This is a genomic window from Saliniramus fredricksonii (genome assembly GCF_900094735.1).
Classification (GTDB): domain Bacteria; phylum Pseudomonadota; class Alphaproteobacteria; order Rhizobiales; family Beijerinckiaceae; genus Saliniramus; species Saliniramus fredricksonii.
In genome coordinates, this window is record NZ_FMBM01000002.1 from 2,304,613 (window position 1) to 2,322,463 (window position 17,851).

Annotated in this window: 12 protein-coding genes; 4 read left to right on the plus strand and 8 right to left on the minus strand. The window is 67.6% G+C overall.

Going from position 1 to position 17,851, the window contains the following annotated elements:
- Nucleotides 1-62 precede the first annotated feature (62 nt).
- The 3 genes from trxA to addB form a co-directional block, all read right to left on the minus strand.
- Nucleotides 63-386: a thioredoxin gene (gene trxA, locus GA0071312_RS17020; protein ID WP_074445928.1), complete on the minus strand. Its 324-nt coding sequence runs from the start codon at nucleotides 384-386 to the stop codon at nucleotides 63-65.
- A gap of 102 nt (nucleotides 387-488) precedes the next feature.
- Nucleotides 489-3,935, minus strand: coding sequence for a double-strand break repair helicase AddA (gene addA, locus GA0071312_RS17025; RefSeq protein WP_238947275.1), 3,447 nt, complete (start codon nucleotides 3,933-3,935; stop codon nucleotides 489-491).
- An 11-nt stretch (nucleotides 3,936-3,946) separates the two neighbouring features.
- Nucleotides 3,947-7,222 (minus strand): double-strand break repair protein AddB, encoded by a 3,276-nt coding sequence (addB, locus tag GA0071312_RS17030; protein ID WP_074446302.1) that lies wholly within the window; start codon nucleotides 7,220-7,222, stop codon nucleotides 3,947-3,949.
- Between the two features lie 258 nt (nucleotides 7,223-7,480).
- Between addB and GA0071312_RS17035 the strand changes: the two genes are divergently transcribed.
- The gene (locus GA0071312_RS17035) at nucleotides 7,481-8,866 is read left to right on the plus strand and encodes a malonyl-CoA decarboxylase (RefSeq protein ID WP_238947276.1); all 1,386 of its coding nucleotides are present in this window, start codon (nucleotides 7,481-7,483) and stop codon (nucleotides 8,864-8,866) included.
- A gap of 54 nt (nucleotides 8,867-8,920) precedes the next feature.
- Nucleotides 8,921-10,447: a malonate--CoA ligase gene (locus GA0071312_RS17040; protein WP_074445929.1), complete on the plus strand. Its 1,527-nt coding sequence runs from the start codon at nucleotides 8,921-8,923 to the stop codon at nucleotides 10,445-10,447.
- A gap of 2 nt (nucleotides 10,448-10,449) precedes the next feature.
- Here the strand turns inward: GA0071312_RS17040 and GA0071312_RS17045 are convergent, their stop codons facing one another.
- Nucleotides 10,450-11,043 (minus strand): LysE family translocator, encoded by a 594-nt coding sequence (locus GA0071312_RS17045; protein WP_074445930.1) that lies wholly within the window; start codon nucleotides 11,041-11,043, stop codon nucleotides 10,450-10,452.
- 162 nt (nucleotides 11,044-11,205) lie between these two features.
- On the opposite strand from GA0071312_RS17045, the gene GA0071312_RS17050 reads away from it, so the two are divergent.
- Both GA0071312_RS17050 and GA0071312_RS17055 read left to right on the plus strand, forming a co-directional pair.
- The gene (locus GA0071312_RS17050; protein ID WP_074445931.1) at nucleotides 11,206-12,597 is read left to right on the plus strand and encodes an aminotransferase-like domain-containing protein; all 1,392 of its coding nucleotides are present in this window, start codon (nucleotides 11,206-11,208) and stop codon (nucleotides 12,595-12,597) included.
- Nucleotides 12,598-12,741: 144 nt separating this feature from the next.
- A complete protein-coding gene (locus GA0071312_RS17055) occupies nucleotides 12,742-13,155 on the plus strand; it encodes a YkvA family protein (protein ID WP_074445932.1) in 414 nt (137 codons plus the stop codon).
- Here GA0071312_RS17055 and truA read toward each other — a convergent pair.
- The 4 genes from truA to GA0071312_RS17075 form a co-directional block, all read right to left on the minus strand.
- Nucleotides 13,107-13,874 carry a tRNA pseudouridine(38-40) synthase TruA gene (truA, locus tag GA0071312_RS17060; RefSeq protein WP_074446304.1) on the minus strand — a complete coding sequence of 256 codons (768 nt, stop codon included), beginning with the start codon at nucleotides 13,872-13,874 and terminating at the stop codon, nucleotides 13,107-13,109. The two genes, GA0071312_RS17055 and truA, sit on opposite strands and share 49 nt — an antisense overlap.
- Nucleotides 13,875-13,912: 38 nt before the next feature.
- Nucleotides 13,913-14,860, minus strand: a complete 948-nt coding sequence (gene fmt, locus GA0071312_RS17065; protein ID WP_074445933.1) for a methionyl-tRNA formyltransferase — start codon at nucleotides 14,858-14,860, stop codon at nucleotides 13,913-13,915.
- A 52-nt stretch (nucleotides 14,861-14,912) separates the two neighbouring features.
- Nucleotides 14,913-15,464 carry a peptide deformylase gene (gene def / locus GA0071312_RS17070; protein ID WP_074445934.1) on the minus strand — a complete coding sequence of 184 codons (552 nt, stop codon included), beginning with the start codon at nucleotides 15,462-15,464 and terminating at the stop codon, nucleotides 14,913-14,915.
- Nucleotides 15,465-15,551: 87 nt separating this feature from the next.
- Complete coding sequence (locus tag GA0071312_RS17075; RefSeq protein ID WP_108721931.1) at nucleotides 15,552-17,834, minus strand: NADP-dependent malic enzyme; 2,283 nt, start codon at nucleotides 17,832-17,834, stop codon at nucleotides 15,552-15,554.
- Between the last annotated feature and the right edge of the window lie 17 nt (nucleotides 17,835-17,851).

Genomic DNA, 17,851 nt, shown 5'->3' on the forward strand with positions numbered 1-17,851 from the left:
CTCGCCGGCCTAACCCGCGAGGGCCCTGTCTCATTGCAGGTGCGGGGAAGAATGCCGGCAGATCAGCCGGCGAAACCGGCGATCCACTTCTGCAATTCGCCCTTGGGCGCCGCACCGACCTTCTGGCCGGCGAGTTCGCCGTCCTTGAAGACCATGAGCGTCGGGATCGAGCGGATGCCGAGCTGGCCGGCGACGGCCTGGTTCTCGTCGATATTGAGTTTGGCAATCTTCACCTTGCCGCCCATCTCCTCGGAGATCTCCTCCAGAGCGGGGCCGATCATCTTGCAGGGGCCGCACCATTCGGCCCAGAAATCCACCACGACGGGTTCGGAAGATTTCAAAACGTCGGTCTCGAAGCTCGCATCGGTTACTTTCACGGTCGCCATGGCGTCACCTTTCTCGATTGATTTCCCAACACATATGCGCCTGTGGCCGCTCCCGCAAGTTACGCACCATGCCGGACCTGACATTGCACACGAAGATGTGTCTCAGCCCCCCTGCGCCGGCGGCGCGATCAGCCGCAGAGCCGCCTCGAGATCCGCCGCAGGGAGCTCGCGCACCTGCGGCCCCGCCGTCCAGACCATGAAGGCGCGGATCGCCCGGTCGGGATAGATCTGCGCCAGCAGCGCCCGGTAGAGCGCCATCTGCGTGAGATAACGCGGCAAGAGGGGCTTGTCCGGGTCGGGCGGGCGGGCGCTCGTCTTGAAATCGGCAAAACAGATCGCGCCCTCCCCGATGGCGAGCCGGTCGATCTGGCCGGTCACCCCGACACGTGCGCCCGCCTCCCCGACACTGACGAGGCCGGAGACCGGTGCTTCGGCCAGCGCATCGGCAGCGAAGAGTGGCGTGAGGCGTTCATCCTCGATCACGGCCAGCGCATCGGCGACGATGGCCGCGCGCATCGTCGCGTCGAGCCCGCCGGCACGGGCGGCGACAAAGGCGCGGGCCGCTTCCGCGCGCCGATCCGCCGGGATCGCCGGCAGGCGCTCGATCAGGGCATGGACGAGCACGCCGCGCTGGCGGGCGCCTGGATCGAAGGGGCGATCGCGCAGGCTGGCCGGCGCATCGGAGGCGCCGAGCGCGCTCGACGGGCGCAGGGGCGGCGCCGGTTCCGGCTCGGGGGCGCTCATCCGTGTGAGCCAGTCGGGCAAGGGGAAGGCCTGTGGCGCCACCACCGCGCTTTTCTCCGGCGCGGCGGGAGCGAGCGCCGGGTCGCGCCAGACGGCGACCCTGCCATAGGGCATCTCGGCCTCTTCGAGCCCGTAGGGTCCCGCTTCGAGCGCCCGGCTGATCCGCGCCGTCCAGCAATCGGCGGGGAGTTCCTTGTCCTTCCTGCCGCCATAGGGGGCGAGGACGAGATGATCGGCGGCACGGGTCAGTGCTACATAAAGCAGCCGGTTGCGCTCCTGCGCCTCCGCTTCGTCCCGCATCGCCCGCGCCTCGGCGAGGATCTCCGGCTCCTTCTCCTTGCCGGGCGACCAGACCGGCAGCGCCCCGCCGATATCGTACAGGGCCGCGCCGTGATTGCCCGCCCGGGTCGCCTGGTCGATGACCAGAACCAGCGGCGCTTCGAGCCCCTTGGCGCCATGCACGGTCATCACGCGAACTTCGCGCCCCTCGGCTTCCAGATCGCGGCGGATCTCGCGCTCGGCGCCGGAAAAGCTCTCCAGAAAGGTCGCGAGGGACGGCGTCTGCGGATGTTCGGCGGCGAGCGCTTCCGCGAGGAAGGCGTCGATCGCGTCACCCGCCTCGACCCCCAGCCGCGCGACGAGCCGCCGGCGCCCGCCCTCGGGCCCGAGCAGGGCGGCGAAGAAGGCAAAGGGGCCGTGCCGCGCGGCGAGTTCGCGCCAGCGCGCATGTTGCGCGAGCGCAGCGCTCGCCTTGGCATTCCCAGCCTCCGCATGTTTGCCGAGCGCGTCATACAGGCTGACGCCATCGCCGCGATCGACGCCGATACGGATGAGATCATCGTCATCCCAGCCCACGAGCGGTGATTTCAAGACGGTGGCGAGCGTCAGATCATCGCCTGGCAGAAGCGCCGCGCGCCCCGCCGCGACGAGATCCTGCACGGCGATATGGGCGGCGATGTCGAGCCGGTCGGCACCGGCAACGGGGATGCTGCGATCCTTCAGGGCGCGGATCGTGGCGAAGAAGGCCGGGTTGCGGCTGCGGGTCAGGATCAGGATCTCGCCGGGATGCCAGACTCGCCCCGTGGCATCACCCTCGCGCGTCCAGGTCTCCACCGCCTGCGCGATCCGCTGCGCCAGCCGTACCGGCGGCGCCGCCGCATCCGGCTCGTCGAGGGGATGCGTCCAGGCATCGGGATCGGGCGCCTCCTCGGCCGGCTCGAAAGGCCAGATCTCGACCCGGGCGGGCTTGCCGATACGGCTGCTCTGATGCGCCGTGCCGGTGATCTCGTCCTCGAAGCTCAAGCCCTCGAAATTGCGCTCATCGGCAAAGACCGCATCCACCGCTTCGAGAATGGCGGGCGCCGTGCGGAAGGAGACGGTGAGTTGCACGTTCTCGAAGGCCCGGGCGACGCCCTTCGCCTGGTCCTGCCAGTAGCGCCGGCTTTCCGAGAACTTGCGTGGCTCCGCGCCCTGGAAGGAATAGATCGACTGCTTTTCATCGCCCACTGCGAATACCGTGCGCAGCGCATTCCCCGCCTGGCCGGAACCGGCGAAGAAATCGCCCGTCACCGCGCGCAGGATGTCCCATTGCGCCGGGTTGGTATCCTGCGCCTCGTCCACGAGGACATGGTCGATGCCGCGATCGAGCTTGTAGAGCACCCAGCCGCCGGCCGGGCCAGCCAGCAGATCACGCGTCTTGCCGATCAGATCGTCGAAATCGAGCATGGAGAGCCGCGCCTTGCGCGCCTCGATATGCCGGAACAGAGCGCGCGCGATGGTAAACAGCGCCCATGTGCGCTGCCAGGCTTCGACGCGCCCCATCCGCATGCGCAAAGCGACAAGCCGCTCCTGTTCGGCGGCGAGGCGTTCCTTGACGTGATCGGGAATTGCCTTGGTACCCAGAGACCTAGCGGGCGTGCCCTTGCCCTTGTCGGTAAAGAAAAGCGTCAGATACAAGGCGCTTTGCTGCGCCGGATCATCCGTCGCGGCAGCACTGATCAGCGCATCGGCACGATCCTTGTCGGTCTTGCCGCCGGTCTGCAGGATCGCCACCAGATCGGCCCATTCCGAAACCGGTATCCCGCCATCAAGGATCTGTGCTTCCAGCGCGGCGAGGTTCTCGCCCTCGCCGACTTCGAGCTTTGCCCGGATCTCGGCGAGCGCCTTTTCGAAAGCATCATCGTCGCGCAGAACCGCGCGCTCGCGCATCGCCGCCCTGATCAGGGCGGTGCGCCCGTCCCCGCCGCCATGGGCCGCGTCGAGAATATCGAAGGCCGCGCGCATCGTGGCATCGGCGCCCGCATGGGCAAGCGTGTCGGACATCGCCGCATCGAACAGAACCGCGCCCTGCACCTCGTCGAGCATGGCAAACCGCGCCGGGACGCCGGCCTCGAAGGGGGCGATATGCAGCAACCGCTCGCAGAAGGCGTGGATCGTCCCGATCTTGAGCCCGCCCGGCGTCTCCACGGCGCGGGCGAAGAGCCGCCGCGCCAGGGCGAGCCGCGCCGCATCGGGCTCGCGCCCGTCGAGATCGCGCAGGGCCTGCGCGAGCGCCGCGTCGTCATGCGTCACCCAGGCCGCGAGGCGGTCGAAGACGCGCATCTGCATGTTGGCCGCCGCCGCCTTGGTGAAGGTGAGGCAGAGGATGCGGTTGGGCGCGACGCCCTCCAGCAGCAGCCGCAGCACCCTGTCGGAGAGCACCTTGGTCTTGCCCGAACCGGCATTGGCCGAAACCCAGGCGGAGCGATCGGGCATCGCCGCGCGGCGCTGGCGCGCCGTCGTATCGCTGATCGGATCGCCGCTCATGCTTGCACCATTCATGCCTCGCCCCCGTCGCTGCCGCCACCGCCGCTGACCGACCATTCCCTGACCCGGGCGAGATGGTCGTAATCGCTGTAGGCCTTGGCGAATTGCGGATAGGGCCGCGACATGTAGCCGAGTTCCCCCTTGATGAACCGCGCCACCAGACCGCGCAGGCGGGCCAGGTGATCGGCGATGATCTCCGGCATGGCGCGGGCATCGTCCTTATATGGCTTGACGAGGGTCTCGCTCAACGCCTCGCGCCCGCCGCTGGTACGCACATAGACGAGCTCGGGCGTCTCGCCGACCGGGCCGATCTCCTTGAAGCCGCCGTGCATCAGCATCGCCGCTTCGAGGGTGAGCTGCGGCGAGAAACCCACGCTGATTTCCTTTGCCGAGGGCGGCTTGCCGGATTTGAAATCGAGCGCGGTGACGCCCCCGTCGCGGCGCTGCTCGATCCGGTCGGCCCGCGCCGTGAGCCTGAAGGTGCGGCTGCCGAAGGGGATCTCCATCGCGCCCCTCAATTCGACATGCACCCGCGCGAGCCCATCGCGGCGTTGATATTCCCAATCGACCAGGGCCATGCCGATGCGGGTCAGGCGCGGCAGCCAATCGGCATGGATATCGGGAAATTCCTGCGCATAAGGCGCGAGCTGCGCGTCGAGAATCGCCTGCATCGTCGCCCGCGCCGTCTCGCGATCGGGCGGCAGCGCGTCGGGATATGCTTCGACGAAATGCTCCGCCAGCGCATGCACCAGGGTGCCGCGTTCCGCCGGGCCGGGGGCGGCAGCGAGATCGGGGAGCGGGTCGAGCCCCAGCACGTATTGCGCGAAGATCGCATAAGGATCGCGCAACAGCGTCTCGATCCTGGTGACCGAGAGCTGATCCGGGAACGTCTTCGGATCGGGGCGCGGATCGGGACGAGCCAGCGGCTTCGCCGGCGCATCCGTATCGGCATGACGGGCGAGATAGCGCAGCCGCGCGCCGCGCTCGGCGATTTCCGCGAACAATGCCTCGCCGGCAAAGGCCTTCATCCGCTGGACGAAACGCGAGGGCACGGTGGGCGCGCCGTTGCGCTTTCCGGCCCGGGTAATGATCACCTCCGCGCCGCAGGCCGCCTGCACGAAATCATGGGCACTCTGGCCGATGCGCCGCTCCGGCGGCAGCAGGCCGATCAGGCTGCGCATCGGGCGGTTGAGGAAGGCGTCGGTCTGCGGCGCGGGCGGCCAGACACCCTCGTCGAGCCCGCCGAGCACCACCCGGTCGACGGCAATCAGGCGCGCTTCGAGCGGCCCGAGGATCTTCACACGGCGATGCACGTCGCGCAGATCGGGCCGCACCACGCGCTGGGCGGCGAGGCTGGCGAAGAAGGCGGGATAATCGGCGAAACCGCCCTTCACAGATGCGCCCGCAGCGTCGCCGCCATCCTGCGCCGCGCATTCGTCAAACAGGGCAAAGAGGCTGTCATAGGAGGGCTCGGCCCGCCAGTCGGTGACGGAATCCGCGTCATCCTGCACCTCGAAGGCCACATCGTCCGGCACCTCCTCCGGCAGCCGCAACAGCGCCTCGACGGTGGCGCGATGCGCCCCGGCGAGGCTCGTGAGCGAGGCTTCACGGGGTGTCGCATCGGGGAGGAAATCAGCGAATGCATCGCGCAGCCGGGCGATCAGATCGGCGGCGGCATCCCAGTCCTGCGCGGTGAGGCGCTTGACCGGGCGCGGCGCCTTCCAGCCCTCCTTGCCCTCCACCGCTTCCCGCCGGCGTGCGAGCGCGGTGGCGAGCCCGTCGAGACCCGGCGCGGCGGGCGGGCCGCGCAGCACGCCGATCTCGAGAGCGCTCGCGGCGCGGCGCATCGCCTCGCGCGACAGGCCGAGCCGCAGATGCGGATGGGCGATCAGCGCGAGGCAGGAGAGCGGATCGAACCCGGCCAAAGCCGCATCAGCAGCCAGCCGCGCCAGCCGCCCCGCCGGGCTCTGCGCCAGCGGCGTTCCCGCCGAATCGGCGCTGCGCACACCCCAGCGTCCGAGTTCGGCGCAGACCCGCGCCGCGAGGCCGCGATCCGGCGTGATCAGCGCCGCTGTCTTCTCCGGCTCCTCCAGCGCCTCGCGCAGGGCGATGGCGATGCAAAGCGCCTCCTCGCGCTCGTCATTGGCTTCGACGAGGGTGATACGCTGCGTTCCCGCCAGCGCAAGATCGGTGCGCGCGCGCGTCTCCAGCGCCGACCAGCGATCCGTGGTCTCGGCGGGGCGCATCGCCTCGGAAAAGAAGCGCGCGCGGGCATTGCCGGGCGTGTCCGCATCATGGGGGGCGAGCTCCATGATGGCCCCGCGCGGAATCGCGAGCTCCTCGGCGAGGAGTCGCGCCATCATTGCCTGGGGATGGCCGGAACCGGGATCGCGCGGGCTGCCCCCTCCGCCCTCCCCGGCTTCCGCCCCGCCGATCCAGCCGATCTGCGCAAAGCTTTCGTCGTCGAGATCGAGATCGATCCCCGGCAGGACCAGGGCGCCGTTTTCCAGCCGGGCGATCGCCCCGAGCAGGCGCGCCGTGGAAGGGATCGAACCGGTAGAGCCGGCGGCAATGACCGGGCCGGGCGGCGTCTGGCGCCGAAACAGGGCCGCCTGCGCATCGATCAGCTTCGAGCGCCGCTCGGCCGGATCGCTGGCCTGGCGCTCCTTCAGGATGGCGGGCCACATCTCCGTGGCGATGCGCAGGAAGCGCAGCGTGAAATCGAAATATTGCGAATATTCGCCATCGACGAGATCGGCCAACCGCGCGACGGGGACATCCTCGAAGGTGAAATCATCCATCAGCGCTTCGAGATCCGCCGCGAGCGCCACGGCATCGGCGGCCGAGGTGGGGATCAGGAAATCACGCGTCGCATCGCTGCGCACAGTATCGCCGTTTTTCCCCTGCGCAAGGCTGCGGGCGAAAGCCTGGATCAGCCCGGCGAGCAGCAGGCGGCGCTCCAGCGGGGCGATGGGCGGGGCGATCAGCGCCTCGGGATCCGCGTGCGCGAGCAGGCCTGCGGCGAGTTCGAGCTCCGCATCATCGGCCTCGCCCAGCGGCACGATGCGCGGCAACAGCGCCGCATCCCCTTCGAGCAATTGCGAGAGCCGGGTCGCAAGCGCCCGCGCGGCGCGCTGCGTCGGCAGATAGATGGTCGCGCGCGCCAGCGCATCCGGGCGATCCGGCTCGGGAAAGCCCGGCACCAGCCGCCCGTCCAGCAGGGCGCGCGCCAGCGTGTCGAGGAACGGCACGCCGGGGGCGATGGTAAAGACGCGCGGATCTCGCAAGGCCCAGGACTCCTCATTTTCGGCAACCCGGTCCGCCACCGCTTTCGCGAATCGCCGCACCGCACCTGCATGGTCGCCGAGACTACGATTCACCACCCCGCAGCGACAAGCGCGGCGATGGCGTCGTACACAGATTACGACTTCTGCGCGCGCTCGCGGGATCGCTCAGATCACCCGTGCGTTATCGCGTTGCACAAGGCTCTTTCGCAGATCGCGTTCAGCACCCACATTGTAGCGTCGCAGGCAGGGATAGCGTCGATGTCGTTCTTCACCGAGATGATGCAGCAGATCAGTGATCGCGGGCGGGCGCTGATGAGCGCGCGGCGCGGCGAAGCCCGCACGGCAAAGGCCCTGCAGGCGCTCGCCGAGGCGTTGCTCTCCAACCGGGGCGAAGCGTCCAGCGTGGCGCGGGCGGCGGAACTGCTCATCTGTTATGCGGCTGCGCCACGCGAGGAACGCGAGGGCTTCCTGCGCTGCCTCGCCGTCGATTTCGGCCCCGACCAGGCACGCATCGATGCCGCCATCACGGCCTATCAGGCCAATCCGGGCGCGACCACGGCGATGGCCCTGCACCGGGCGGCGGAACCGCGCCGGCAGGATCTGCTGCGCCGGCTCAACCGCGCCCCGGGCGGCACGCTCGCGCTCTTGCGCATGCGCGAGGACGTTCTGCCTTTGCGCCGGGCCGAGGCCGCCCTCGCCGATCTCGACGCGGATTTCGAGCATCTCTTCGCTTCATGGTTCAACCGGGGCTTTCTGACGCTGCGCCGGATCGACTGGGCGAGCCCCGCCCATGTGCTTGAAAAGATCATCCAGTATGAAGCGGTACACCGGATCGAGAGTTTCGAGGATCTGAAGCTGCGCCTCGCCCCCTCCGACCGGCTGCTCTACGCCTTCTTCCATCCGGCCCTTGCCGACGAGCCGCTGATCTTCGTCGAAGTCGCGCTCACCGATGCTATCCCCCAATCGATCGACCGCATTCTGGATGGCAGGCGCACGGAACTGGCGCCGGCAGATGCCGATACGGCCGTGTTCTATTCGATCTCGAACTGCCAGAAAGGCCTTGCCGGGGTGTCCTTCGGCAATTTCCTGATCAAGCAGGTGGTGGAGGAATTGCGCCGCGACCTGCCGCAGCTGCGTCGCTTCCTGACGCTCTCCCCCGTTCCCGGTTTCGCCGCCTGGCTGGAGGCACAGGCGCGCGACGAAGAGAGCGGCGCGCTCGAACCGACTGAGCGCGAGGTACTGGCGCCGATCCTCGCGGAAGGCGCCGACCGCGCCGCCCTGCTCGCGCGCGACGGGACGGATGCGGACAAGCTGCACGAGACCCTGCGGCGGCTGTGCGCAACCTATCTGGTGCGTGCCACGACAATGCGCGGTGAGCGCGGCGTACCGCGTCCGCTCGATCCGGTGGCGCGCTTCCATCTCGGCAACGGCGCGCGGCTCGAACATGTCCATGCCCGCGCCGATCTCTCGGCCCGGGGCGCGGCGCAGGCGGCGGGAATGATGGTGAATTACCTCTATGATCTCGACAGCATAGAGCGCCATCACGAAGCCTATGCCGAGCGCGGCGAGATCGCCATGTCGAACGAGGTGCGGCGTCTGGCCAAACCGCAAAAGGCCTTGCGCGACCTTGCCGTGCCGGGCTGAAACCTGCCAGAAGGGCAGCCGACGAGACAACGCCCGGATCGTGGAGGATCCCCGATGAAAGATGTCGCCGGCCTGCCGCTCTTTGCCGCCATCCGCGCCTGCAATCGCGATCCCGCGCGTCCGTTCCTGGAGACGCCAGAAGGGCGGCGGATGTCCTATGACGATCTGTTCTCCGCCACGGGGCGTTTTGCCAATACCCTGCGTGATCTCGGCGTCGCCAAGGGCGACCGCGTGGCGGTGCAGGCGCAAAAGAGCCCGGAAGTGGTGATCCTGCTTCTGGCTTGCGCGCGCATCGGCGCGATCTTCCTGCCGCTCAACACCGCCTATACCGTGGCCGAGCTTGACTATTTTCTCGGCGATGCCGAGCCGTCGCTGCTCGTCTGCGACAGTGCGGCGCGCGAGGCGCTGGCCCCCGTCGCCACGCGCCACGGCGTCAGCGCGATCGAGACGCTCGATGCTGGCGGCACGGGCTCCCTGAGTGACCGCGCCGCGCGCTTTGAGGCCGATTTCAACGATGCCGATCTCGGCCCCGATGATCTCGCCGCGATCCTTTATACCTCCGGGACCACCGGGCGCTCCAAGGGCGCCATGCTCTCCCATGCCAATCTCGTCACGAATGCGCAGACACTGGTCGATTACTGGCGCTTCACCGGTGACGACGTGCTGCTGCACGCGCTGCCCACCTTCCACACCCACGGCCTGTTCGTGGCGACGAACACGCTGCTTCTCGCCGGCGGCTCCATGATCTTCATGGAGAAGTTCGACGCTGACGCAATCATGGCGCATATGCCGCGCGCCACAACGATGATGGGCGTGCCGACCTTCTACACCCGCCTCCTCCAGCATCCGGGGCTGACCCGGGAGGCGAGCGCTCATATGCGCTTGTTCGTCTCCGGCTCCGCGCCGCTTCTGGCCGAGACGCATCGCGCATTCGAGGCGAAGACCGGTCACGCCATTCTCGAGCGCTACGGCATGACCGAGACCAACATGAACACCTCGAACCCCTATGACGGAGACCGCATCCCCGGCACGGTCGGCTTCCCGCTTCCCGGCGTGGAATTGCGCATTCTCGAACCCGAGACCGGCGCGCCCTGCGCGGTCGAGGAGATCGGGATCATCGAGGTGCGCGGGCCCAACGTGTTCAAGGGCTACTGGCGCAACCCCGGGAAGACGGCGGAGGAGTTGCGCGCGGACGGGTTCTTCATCACCGGCGATCTCGGCAAGATCGATGATCGCGGCTACGTCCATATCGTGGGGCGCGGCAAGGATCTGATCATCACCGGCGGCTACAACGTCTATCCCAAGGAGATCGAGACCGAGATCGACGCGCTCGACGGCGTGGTCGAGAGCGCGGTCTTCGGCGTCGCCCATCCCGATTTCGGCGAAGCCGTGACGGCGGCGGTGGTGCTGCATGAGGGCGCCACGCTGGACGAGGCTTCGATCACCGGCGCGCTTGCGGACAAGCTCGCACGCTTCAAACAGCCCAAACATGTGGCGATCGTGCAGGAATTGCCGCGCAACACCATGGGCAAGGTGCAAAAGAACGTCCTGCGTGAGACCTATGCCGACCTGTTTCGCTGAGATCAGGCGAGCCAGACCGGGATGATCGACAGGATGAGCAGCGCCGCCATCGCGAGATTGAACCGCCGCAGATAAACCGGCGAGGCGATGAAGCGGCGCATGCCCTGTCCTGCCCCGGCCCAGGCGAGATTGGCCGGCATGCCGACCGCGATCGCGAGTGCGACCAGCACGGCAAGCGCGCCGTAACCCGCACCCGCCGGCAGGTAGAGCGAGACCGCCGTGATGCAGATCAGCCAGGCCTTCGGATTGACATATTGAAACGCCGCACCGGTCCAGAAACCCATCAGCGGACGGGTGTCATCGGAGCGGGCAACGCTCGCCCCGGCGATCTTCCAGGCGAGCCAGAGAAAATAGCCGGTACCCAGCAGCTTGAGCGCGATCTGCGCCTGTGGAAAATGCACGAACAGCGTACCGAGCCCCGCGCCGATCAGGCCGAGCAGCGTCGCGAAGCCGAGGCTGATGCCGAAGACGAAGGGCAGGGTCCGGCGAAAGCCCGCGCGAATCCCGGATGCGAGCAAGAGAAAATTGTTCGGCCCCGGCGTGGCGGCCCCGACAAAGGCGAAAACCGCATAGGCGGCGATCAGTTCGAGCGGCATGGCGTATTGGTACACTTTGGATGCATTGAAATATTGTCATGCGCAATCAACCGCACATGCACAAGCATATTCTTGCCACGGAGCACTTTTTAAGTACTGCTCAGCGCTTGACGGATATCATCCCGTGATAAATTGTCCTATGACATTCACTGAGTCACCGCCATGAAACTCACCTCCCCCTGGACACCCCGCCTCGCCCCGCCGCCCGGCCTTGCGCATGAGCGCCTGACGGCGGCGCTCGCCGAGGATATTCTCGCGGGCGTGATACCCGCCGGCGCGCGCCTGCCGGCGCATCGTGATCTCGCCCATCGCCTCTCGATCAGCCTCGGCACCGTCACCCGCGCCTATGAGACGCTGCAGCGGCGCGGCCTCGCCAACGGGCAGAAGGGGCGCGGCATGTTCGTCAACGAGACCGCTGCGCGCGAAGGGGCGCGCGACGGGGCACGCGAGAACGCGCGGATCGATCTCAGCGTCAATCTGCCGCCACCGGTCCTGACCGCGCCGATGCTGAAGGCGCTGCTCGGGCGCGTTGCGGAGAAAGTCGATGCCCGCCATTTCAACGCCTATGAGGCGCCGGCAGGACGGCCATCTCACCGCACCCTGCTCGCGCGCAGGCTCGCCGATGAACGCGGCCTCGCCTTCGATCCGGACCGGCTCTTCGTCACCTCCGGCGCCCAGCATGCGATTTTCATCGCGCTGGCATCCGCGCCGCCGGGGCCTCTCGCCATCGAGGAAGTGACCTATCCGGGCGCGCTGCGGGCCGCGCGCATGCTCGGGCGCGAACTGGTCCCGCTGGCCATGGACGAACAGGGCGTCACCCCTGAATCGTTGCGCGCGGCCCTGGCGCGGCCGGATCCGCCGCGGGTGGCTTATCTGATGCCGTCCATGCAGAATCCCACCGGCGCCCTGATGCAGGCGGCGCGCCGGCGCGACATCGCGGATATTGCGCGCGCGGCGGAGCTGACCCTGATCGAGGACGATGTCTACGCGGTCTTCGCGCCTGCGCTTCCGGCGCTGGCGCAACTCGCCCCGGAGCGGTGCTTCCATGTCGGCAGCCTTTCGAAGAGCCTCGCGCCGGGCCTGCGCACCGGCTATCTCCTCGCCCCCGAGGGCACGACGCAGGCCTGCAATCATTGGCTCCAGGCGACCCGCTCCATGGCCGATCCGGTAAGCGGGCTGATCATGGAGCAGGGGCTCGGCGAGGGGCTCGACAGATCCGTGGCACAATCGATCCGCGCGCAGGCGCAGGCCCGTTGCCGGATGGCGCGCGCGCGCCTCGGCCCTTGGCTCGCGCCACAGGCGGTAGATGGTTTGCATGTCTGGATACCCTTGCCGACGGCGCGCGCGCGCGACATCGTCCTGGCCGGCGCGCGCCGCGACATCCATCTCGCGCCGCCGGAAGCCTTCATGGCCGATCCGCAAGCGCCGGAGGCCGGTTTGCGAATCTGCCTCGGCAATGCCGGGACCGGGCAGCTGGAACACGCCCTCGAGGTCATTGCCGAACTCCTCATGCAGACGCGCGAAGCCCGCCTCGGGCTGTTTCCGGCTGTCTGATGCGCGTGACGGAACGCCGCGCCCGTGCAGGCGTTCGCATCAGGGAGCGGCAAAATCGGAAGCACAGATGCCGATCCGGGGCTGACAGCGCGGCACACAGCCCCTAGGTTCCGGCAAAACCCGTCAACCAGCGAGCGGAACGCGATGGTGAGAATACGCGAAGCGGCCAAGAATCTGATGCGCGATACGCGCCTGTTCCTGCGCATGCTCGCCGATCAGCGCACCCCTGTCGCGGCGCGGTTGCTCGCCGGCTTCGCCGTGCTCTACGTGATCTTCCCCCTGGATCTGATCCCCGATTACGTCCCCGTTTACGGCCTGATCGACGACATCATCGTCCTCGCCATCGCCCTCGTCGCGATCTGGCGGCTGATCCCGGCTGCGGTGATGGAGCAGTTCCGACCACCACCTCCGGCCAATGACAACGGCGCGGCACCGCGACGCGGCGCGACCACGGCGGTGCTCGTGGCGCTCGTCATCATCCTCGCCCTGACGGCGGCGGCCTGGTGGGGTTACGGATTCGTCGCCTCGCCCGGCGAGATCAGCGCCTCGGGCGGATAATCGACGCCGGTGAAATAGAGCCCGTGCGCGGGCGCGACCGGGCCACAGGCGCGCCGGTCGCAGGCATGCAGGGCATCAGCGACATCCTGCACCCGCCAGCGCCCGATCCCCGCCTGGGCGAGCGTGCCCACCATCGAGCGCACCTGGTGATGCAGGAAGGAGCGTGACGCGGCGCGGATATGGATCTCGTCGCCCGCACGGCTTACGTCGAGCCGCTCCAGCGTCTTCCACGGGGTGCGGCCCTGGCACTGCGTGGCGCGGAAGGTGGTGAAATCAAAATGCCCGACGAGGCTCTGGGCCGCCTCGTGCATCACATCGGCATCAATGCGCTGGCGCACGTGCCAGACCCGCCCGCGATCGACGGAGGCCGGGGCGGGGCGGTTGAGGATGCGATAGAGATAATGCCGGCGCACGGCGCTCAGCCGGGCATGGAAGGCCTCGGTGACTTCGCGCACCTCGCGCACTACCACCGGATGATCGCGCATCTGCGCATTGGTGGCATCGCGGATCTTGTCGACGCGCATCGGCCTGTCGAGATCGACATGGACCACCTGATGCAGCGCATGGACCCCCGAATCCGTGCGCCCGGCGCAATGCAGCCGCACGGGTCTCCCGGCAAAGACTTCGATCGCCTCCTCGACCAGTTGCTGCACGGCGAGCCCGTTCTCCTGTCGCTGCCAGCCGGTGAAGGGGGCGCCGTCATATTCGACGACGAGCATGTAGCGATGGGTGATGCGTTCCACGGCCCGCGCCCGGATCAGGGCTGGACAAGCAGCGCGCCGGGCTCAAGCCGCGCCCCGCGCAGCATCTCGGCAGCGGGCATCGCGGATTTGCCGGAGCGCTGCACCTGCAGCAGCCGGATCGTCCCCTCGGCACAGGCGACGAGACCCTCGTCGTCAAGGAGCGTGCCAGGCGACGCTTGCGACCCGGTCTCGCTCTCGACGCGTGTGCGCAAGACCTTCACCCGCTCGAAACCTTTTCCGCAATCGGCCATGAAGAAGGCGCCGGGAAAGGGTGAGAGGCCGCGCACCTGGTCATGGATGCGCCTGGCTGGCATGGTCCAGGCGATCTCGGCATCACCATTGGTGATCTTGGCCGCATAGCTCACGCCTTCTTCCGGCTGCGGCTTGAAATCAAGCGCATCGCGCGAGAGTGCCGCGAGCGCGCGCACCATCAGATCGGCACCAAGGATCATCAGCCGGTCATGCAATTCACCCGCCGTCATGTCCGCCTCGATCGGGACATGCTCGACCATGCCGACGGGGCCGGTATCGAGCCCGGCCTCCATCTTCATCACCGCGACGCCCGTCTCGGCATCACCCGCCATCACCGCGCGCTGGATCGGCGCCGCACCGCGCCAGCGTGGCAGATCGGAGGCGTGCAGGTTGAGGCAGCCGAGCGGGGGGATTTCGAGCACCGCCTGCGGCAGGATCATGCCATAGGCGACCACGACGAAAGCATCCGCTGCGTGCGAGGCCAGCGTCTCCTGGACCTGCGGATCACGCAGGCTTTTGGGCGTGAAGACGGGGATACCGAATCCCTCCGCCATGGCATGGACGGGCGATTGCCGTGTCGCCATGCCCCGCCCGCCGGGCGCAGGCGCACGGGTATAGCAGGCAACGACCTCATGGCCCTGGCCGATGATTTCGGAGAGCGTGGGCACCGCGAATTCCGGCGTGCCCATGAAGACGATGCGCAGGCTCATGGTGCGGACCTCACTTTTGGAATGTGTTTCGCGATCCCACGGGGCCGCGGCTTCAGGCCGTGGCTTCGCGCTTCGCCGCCTTGGTGAATTTCCGGATCACCCGGTCGCGTTTCAGTTTCGAGAGGTAATCGATGAACAGCTTGCCGTCGAGATGGTCGATCTCATGCTGCATGCAGGTCGCGCGCAGGCCCTCGGCCTCCTCCTCGCGCGGCTCGCCGTCCAGCGTGAGATAGCGGAAGCGGATGCTCGCGGGGCGTTCGACTTCCTCGGTATAGTCCGGAATCGACAGGCAGCCTTCCTCGTAGGTACTCACATCCTCCGAGCGCCAGACGATCTCCGGATTGACGAAGACCTGCGGATCGGGCTCCGTCTCCGGCTCACCCTCCTCGTCGAACTTGCCCGGTATCTCCTTCCCGAGATCGCAGACCACAACGCGCTTCATCACGCCGATCTGGATGGCGGCGAGGCCGATGCCGCGCGCGGCATACATCGAATCGAGCATGTCCTTTGCCAGATCACGGATCTCGTCCGTGATGGCGATGACGGGCTCGCAGACCTGCCTCAGGCGGGTATCGGGCAATATGACGATGGGTTTGCGCGACATGATGAGCGGGAGATAAGCCGTGCGGCGAAGAAGGTCAACGCTGCGATACGGCTTCGTTTGCGGGAAATTTGCATGTGGTGCGGCGGCTCAAGGCGCGGCCTGCGCCTCCACGACGGCGATGGCGGTGATATTGACGATGCCGCGCGCTGTTACCGAGGGCGTCACCACATGGGCGGGTCGGGCCGGGCCGATCAGGATCGGGCCGACGGGCAGCGCATCGGCCAGCCCCTTGGTGAGCTGGTAGGCGATGTTGGCGGCATCGAGATTCGGCATGATCAGCACATTCGCCTCTCCCTCCAGCCGCGAATGCGGCATCACCCGCTCGCGGATGATCTGGGAGAGCGCCGTATCGGCCTGCATTTCGCCATCGACTTCGAGCGCGGGTGCGCGCTCGCGGATGATCTGCAGCGCCTCGCGCATCTTCATGGCGGAGGGCGTATCGGCGGAGCCGAAATCCGAATGCGAGACGAGCGCGATCTTCGGCGCGATGCCGAAACGCGTGACATGCTCGGCGCAGGCCACCGTCATGTCGGCGATTTCCTCGGCGGTGGGATCGGGGCGCACATGCGTGTCGGCGAGGAAATAGGCGCCTTTATTGGTGATCATCAGGGACATGGCGGAATATTCGCGCACGCCTGGAGCGAGGCCGAGAATGTCCTTGATATGGCGTAAGCGCGAGGCGAAGCGCCCCTCCAGCCCGCAGATCAGCGCATCCGCATCCCCGCGCCGCACGGCGATCGCCCCGATCACCGTGGAATTGGTGCGCACCAGCGTGCGCGCAGCATCGGGCGTGATGCCCTTGCGCCCGGCCACGTCGAGATAGGTCGCGACGTAATCGCGATAGCGCGGATCGTCTTCCGGATTGACCAGCTCGAAATCGACGCCCGGGCGGATCGACAGGCCGAAGCGCTTGAGCCGTGTCTCGACCACGGAGGGGCGCCCGATCAGGATCGGTCTGGCGATACCGTCTTCGAGCAGTACCTGGGCCGCGCGCAGGACGCGCTCGTCCTCGCCCTCGGCATAGATCACGCGCTTGGGCTCGGCCCGCGCCTTGGTGATCAGCGGCTTCATCAGGAAGCCGGAGCGGAAGACAAAGCGCTGCAGCGAATCCTCATAGACCTCGAAATCGGCAATCGGCCGGCGCGCCACGCCGCTCTCCATCGCCGCACGGGCCACGGCGGGGGCGATGCGCAGGATCAGGCGCGGATCGAACGGGCTCGGGATCAGCGATTGCTTGCCGAAGGGCCGCGCCTCGCCGCCATAGGCGCGCGCCACGACTTCCGAGGGCGCCTCGCGGGCAAGCGCCGCGATCGCCTTGACCGCTGCCGCCTTCATCTCCTCGTTGATGGTGGTGGCCGCGACATCGAGCGCCCCGCGGAAGATATAGGGGAAGCACAGGACGTTGTTGACCTGGTTGGGATAATCCGAGCGCCCGGTGCAGATCATCGCATCGGGCCGCGCCGCCTGCGCCTCGTCCGGCATGATTTCGGGATTGGGATTGGCCAGAGCCATGATCAGCGGGCGCTCGGCCATCTTCTCCAGAAGATGCGGCTTGAGCACGCCCGCAGCCGAGAGGCCGAGGAAGACATCGGCGCCCGCGATTACGTCGGCGAGGCTACGCGCCTGCGTATCCTGCGCATAGACAGCCTTCCAGCGATCCATCTGCGCCTCGCGGCCCTGATAGACCACACCCTCGATATCGGTGACGGTAATATTTTCGCGCTTCACGCCGAGCGTCACCAGCAGGTTGAGGCAGGCGATGGCGGCTGCGCCGGCGCCGGAGGTGACCACCTTGATCTGCGAGAGATCCTTGCCGGCGAGTACCATCGCGTTCGTCACCGCCGCGCCGACGATGATCGCCGTGCCGTGCTGGTCGTCGTGGAAGACGGGGATGTCCATGCGCGCCTTGAGCTGCTCCTCGACGTCGAAGCATTCGGGCGCCTTGATATCCTCGAGATTGATGCCGCCAAAGGTCGGCTCGAGCGCGGCGACGACATCGACGATGCGCTCGACTTCGTCCGCCTTGATCTCGATATCGAACACGTCGATCCCGGCGAATTTCTTGAACAGAACCGCCTTGCCCTCCATCACCGGCTTGGAGGCGAGCGGGCCGATATTGCCAAGCCCCAGAACGGCGCTGCCATTGGAGACGACGGCGACGAGGTTCTGCCGCGCAGTCAGTTCGCCGGCCCTGTCCGGATCCTCGACGATCGCCTCGCAGGCCGCCGCCACGCCCGGCGAATAGGCAAGCGCGAGATCGCGCTGGTTGCCCAGCGGCTTGGTCGGCTGGATCTCCAGCTTCCCGGGTTTGGGATGCGTGTGGTAGACCAGAGCTGCGGATTTCAGATCGTCGGATATGTTGCTGCCCACGGCCTTGCGCCCTTCTT

What these genes read in the sequence shown, in the direction of transcription:
- trxA (WP_074445928.1), bottom strand. Translation starts at nt 386, where the DNA reads ATGGCGACCGTGAAAGTAACCGATGCGAGCTTCGAGACCGACGTTTTG.
- addA (WP_238947275.1), bottom strand. Translation starts at nt 3,935, where the DNA reads ATGAGCGGCGATCCGATCAGCGATACGACGGCGCGCCAGCGCCGCGCG.
- GA0071312_RS17055 (WP_074445932.1), top strand. Translation starts at nt 12,742, where the DNA reads ATGGTGAGAATACGCGAAGCGGCCAAGAATCTGATGCGCGATACGCGC.
- GA0071312_RS17035 (WP_238947276.1), top strand. Translation starts at nt 7,481, where the DNA reads ATGTCGTTCTTCACCGAGATGATGCAGCAGATCAGTGATCGCGGGCGG.
- fmt (WP_074445933.1), bottom strand. Translation starts at nt 14,860, where the DNA reads ATGAGCCTGCGCATCGTCTTCATGGGCACGCCGGAATTCGCGGTGCCC.
- GA0071312_RS17050 (WP_074445931.1), top strand. Translation starts at nt 11,206, where the DNA reads ATGAAACTCACCTCCCCCTGGACACCCCGCCTCGCCCCGCCGCCCGGC.
- def (WP_074445934.1), bottom strand. Translation starts at nt 15,464, where the DNA reads ATGTCGCGCAAACCCATCGTCATATTGCCCGATACCCGCCTGAGGCAG.
- GA0071312_RS17040 (WP_074445929.1), top strand. Translation starts at nt 8,921, where the DNA reads ATGAAAGATGTCGCCGGCCTGCCGCTCTTTGCCGCCATCCGCGCCTGC.
- truA (WP_074446304.1), bottom strand. Translation starts at nt 13,874, where the DNA reads ATGCTCGTCGTCGAATATGACGGCGCCCCCTTCACCGGCTGGCAGCGA.
- GA0071312_RS17045 (WP_074445930.1), bottom strand. Translation starts at nt 11,043, where the DNA reads ATGCCGCTCGAACTGATCGCCGCCTATGCGGTTTTCGCCTTTGTCGGG.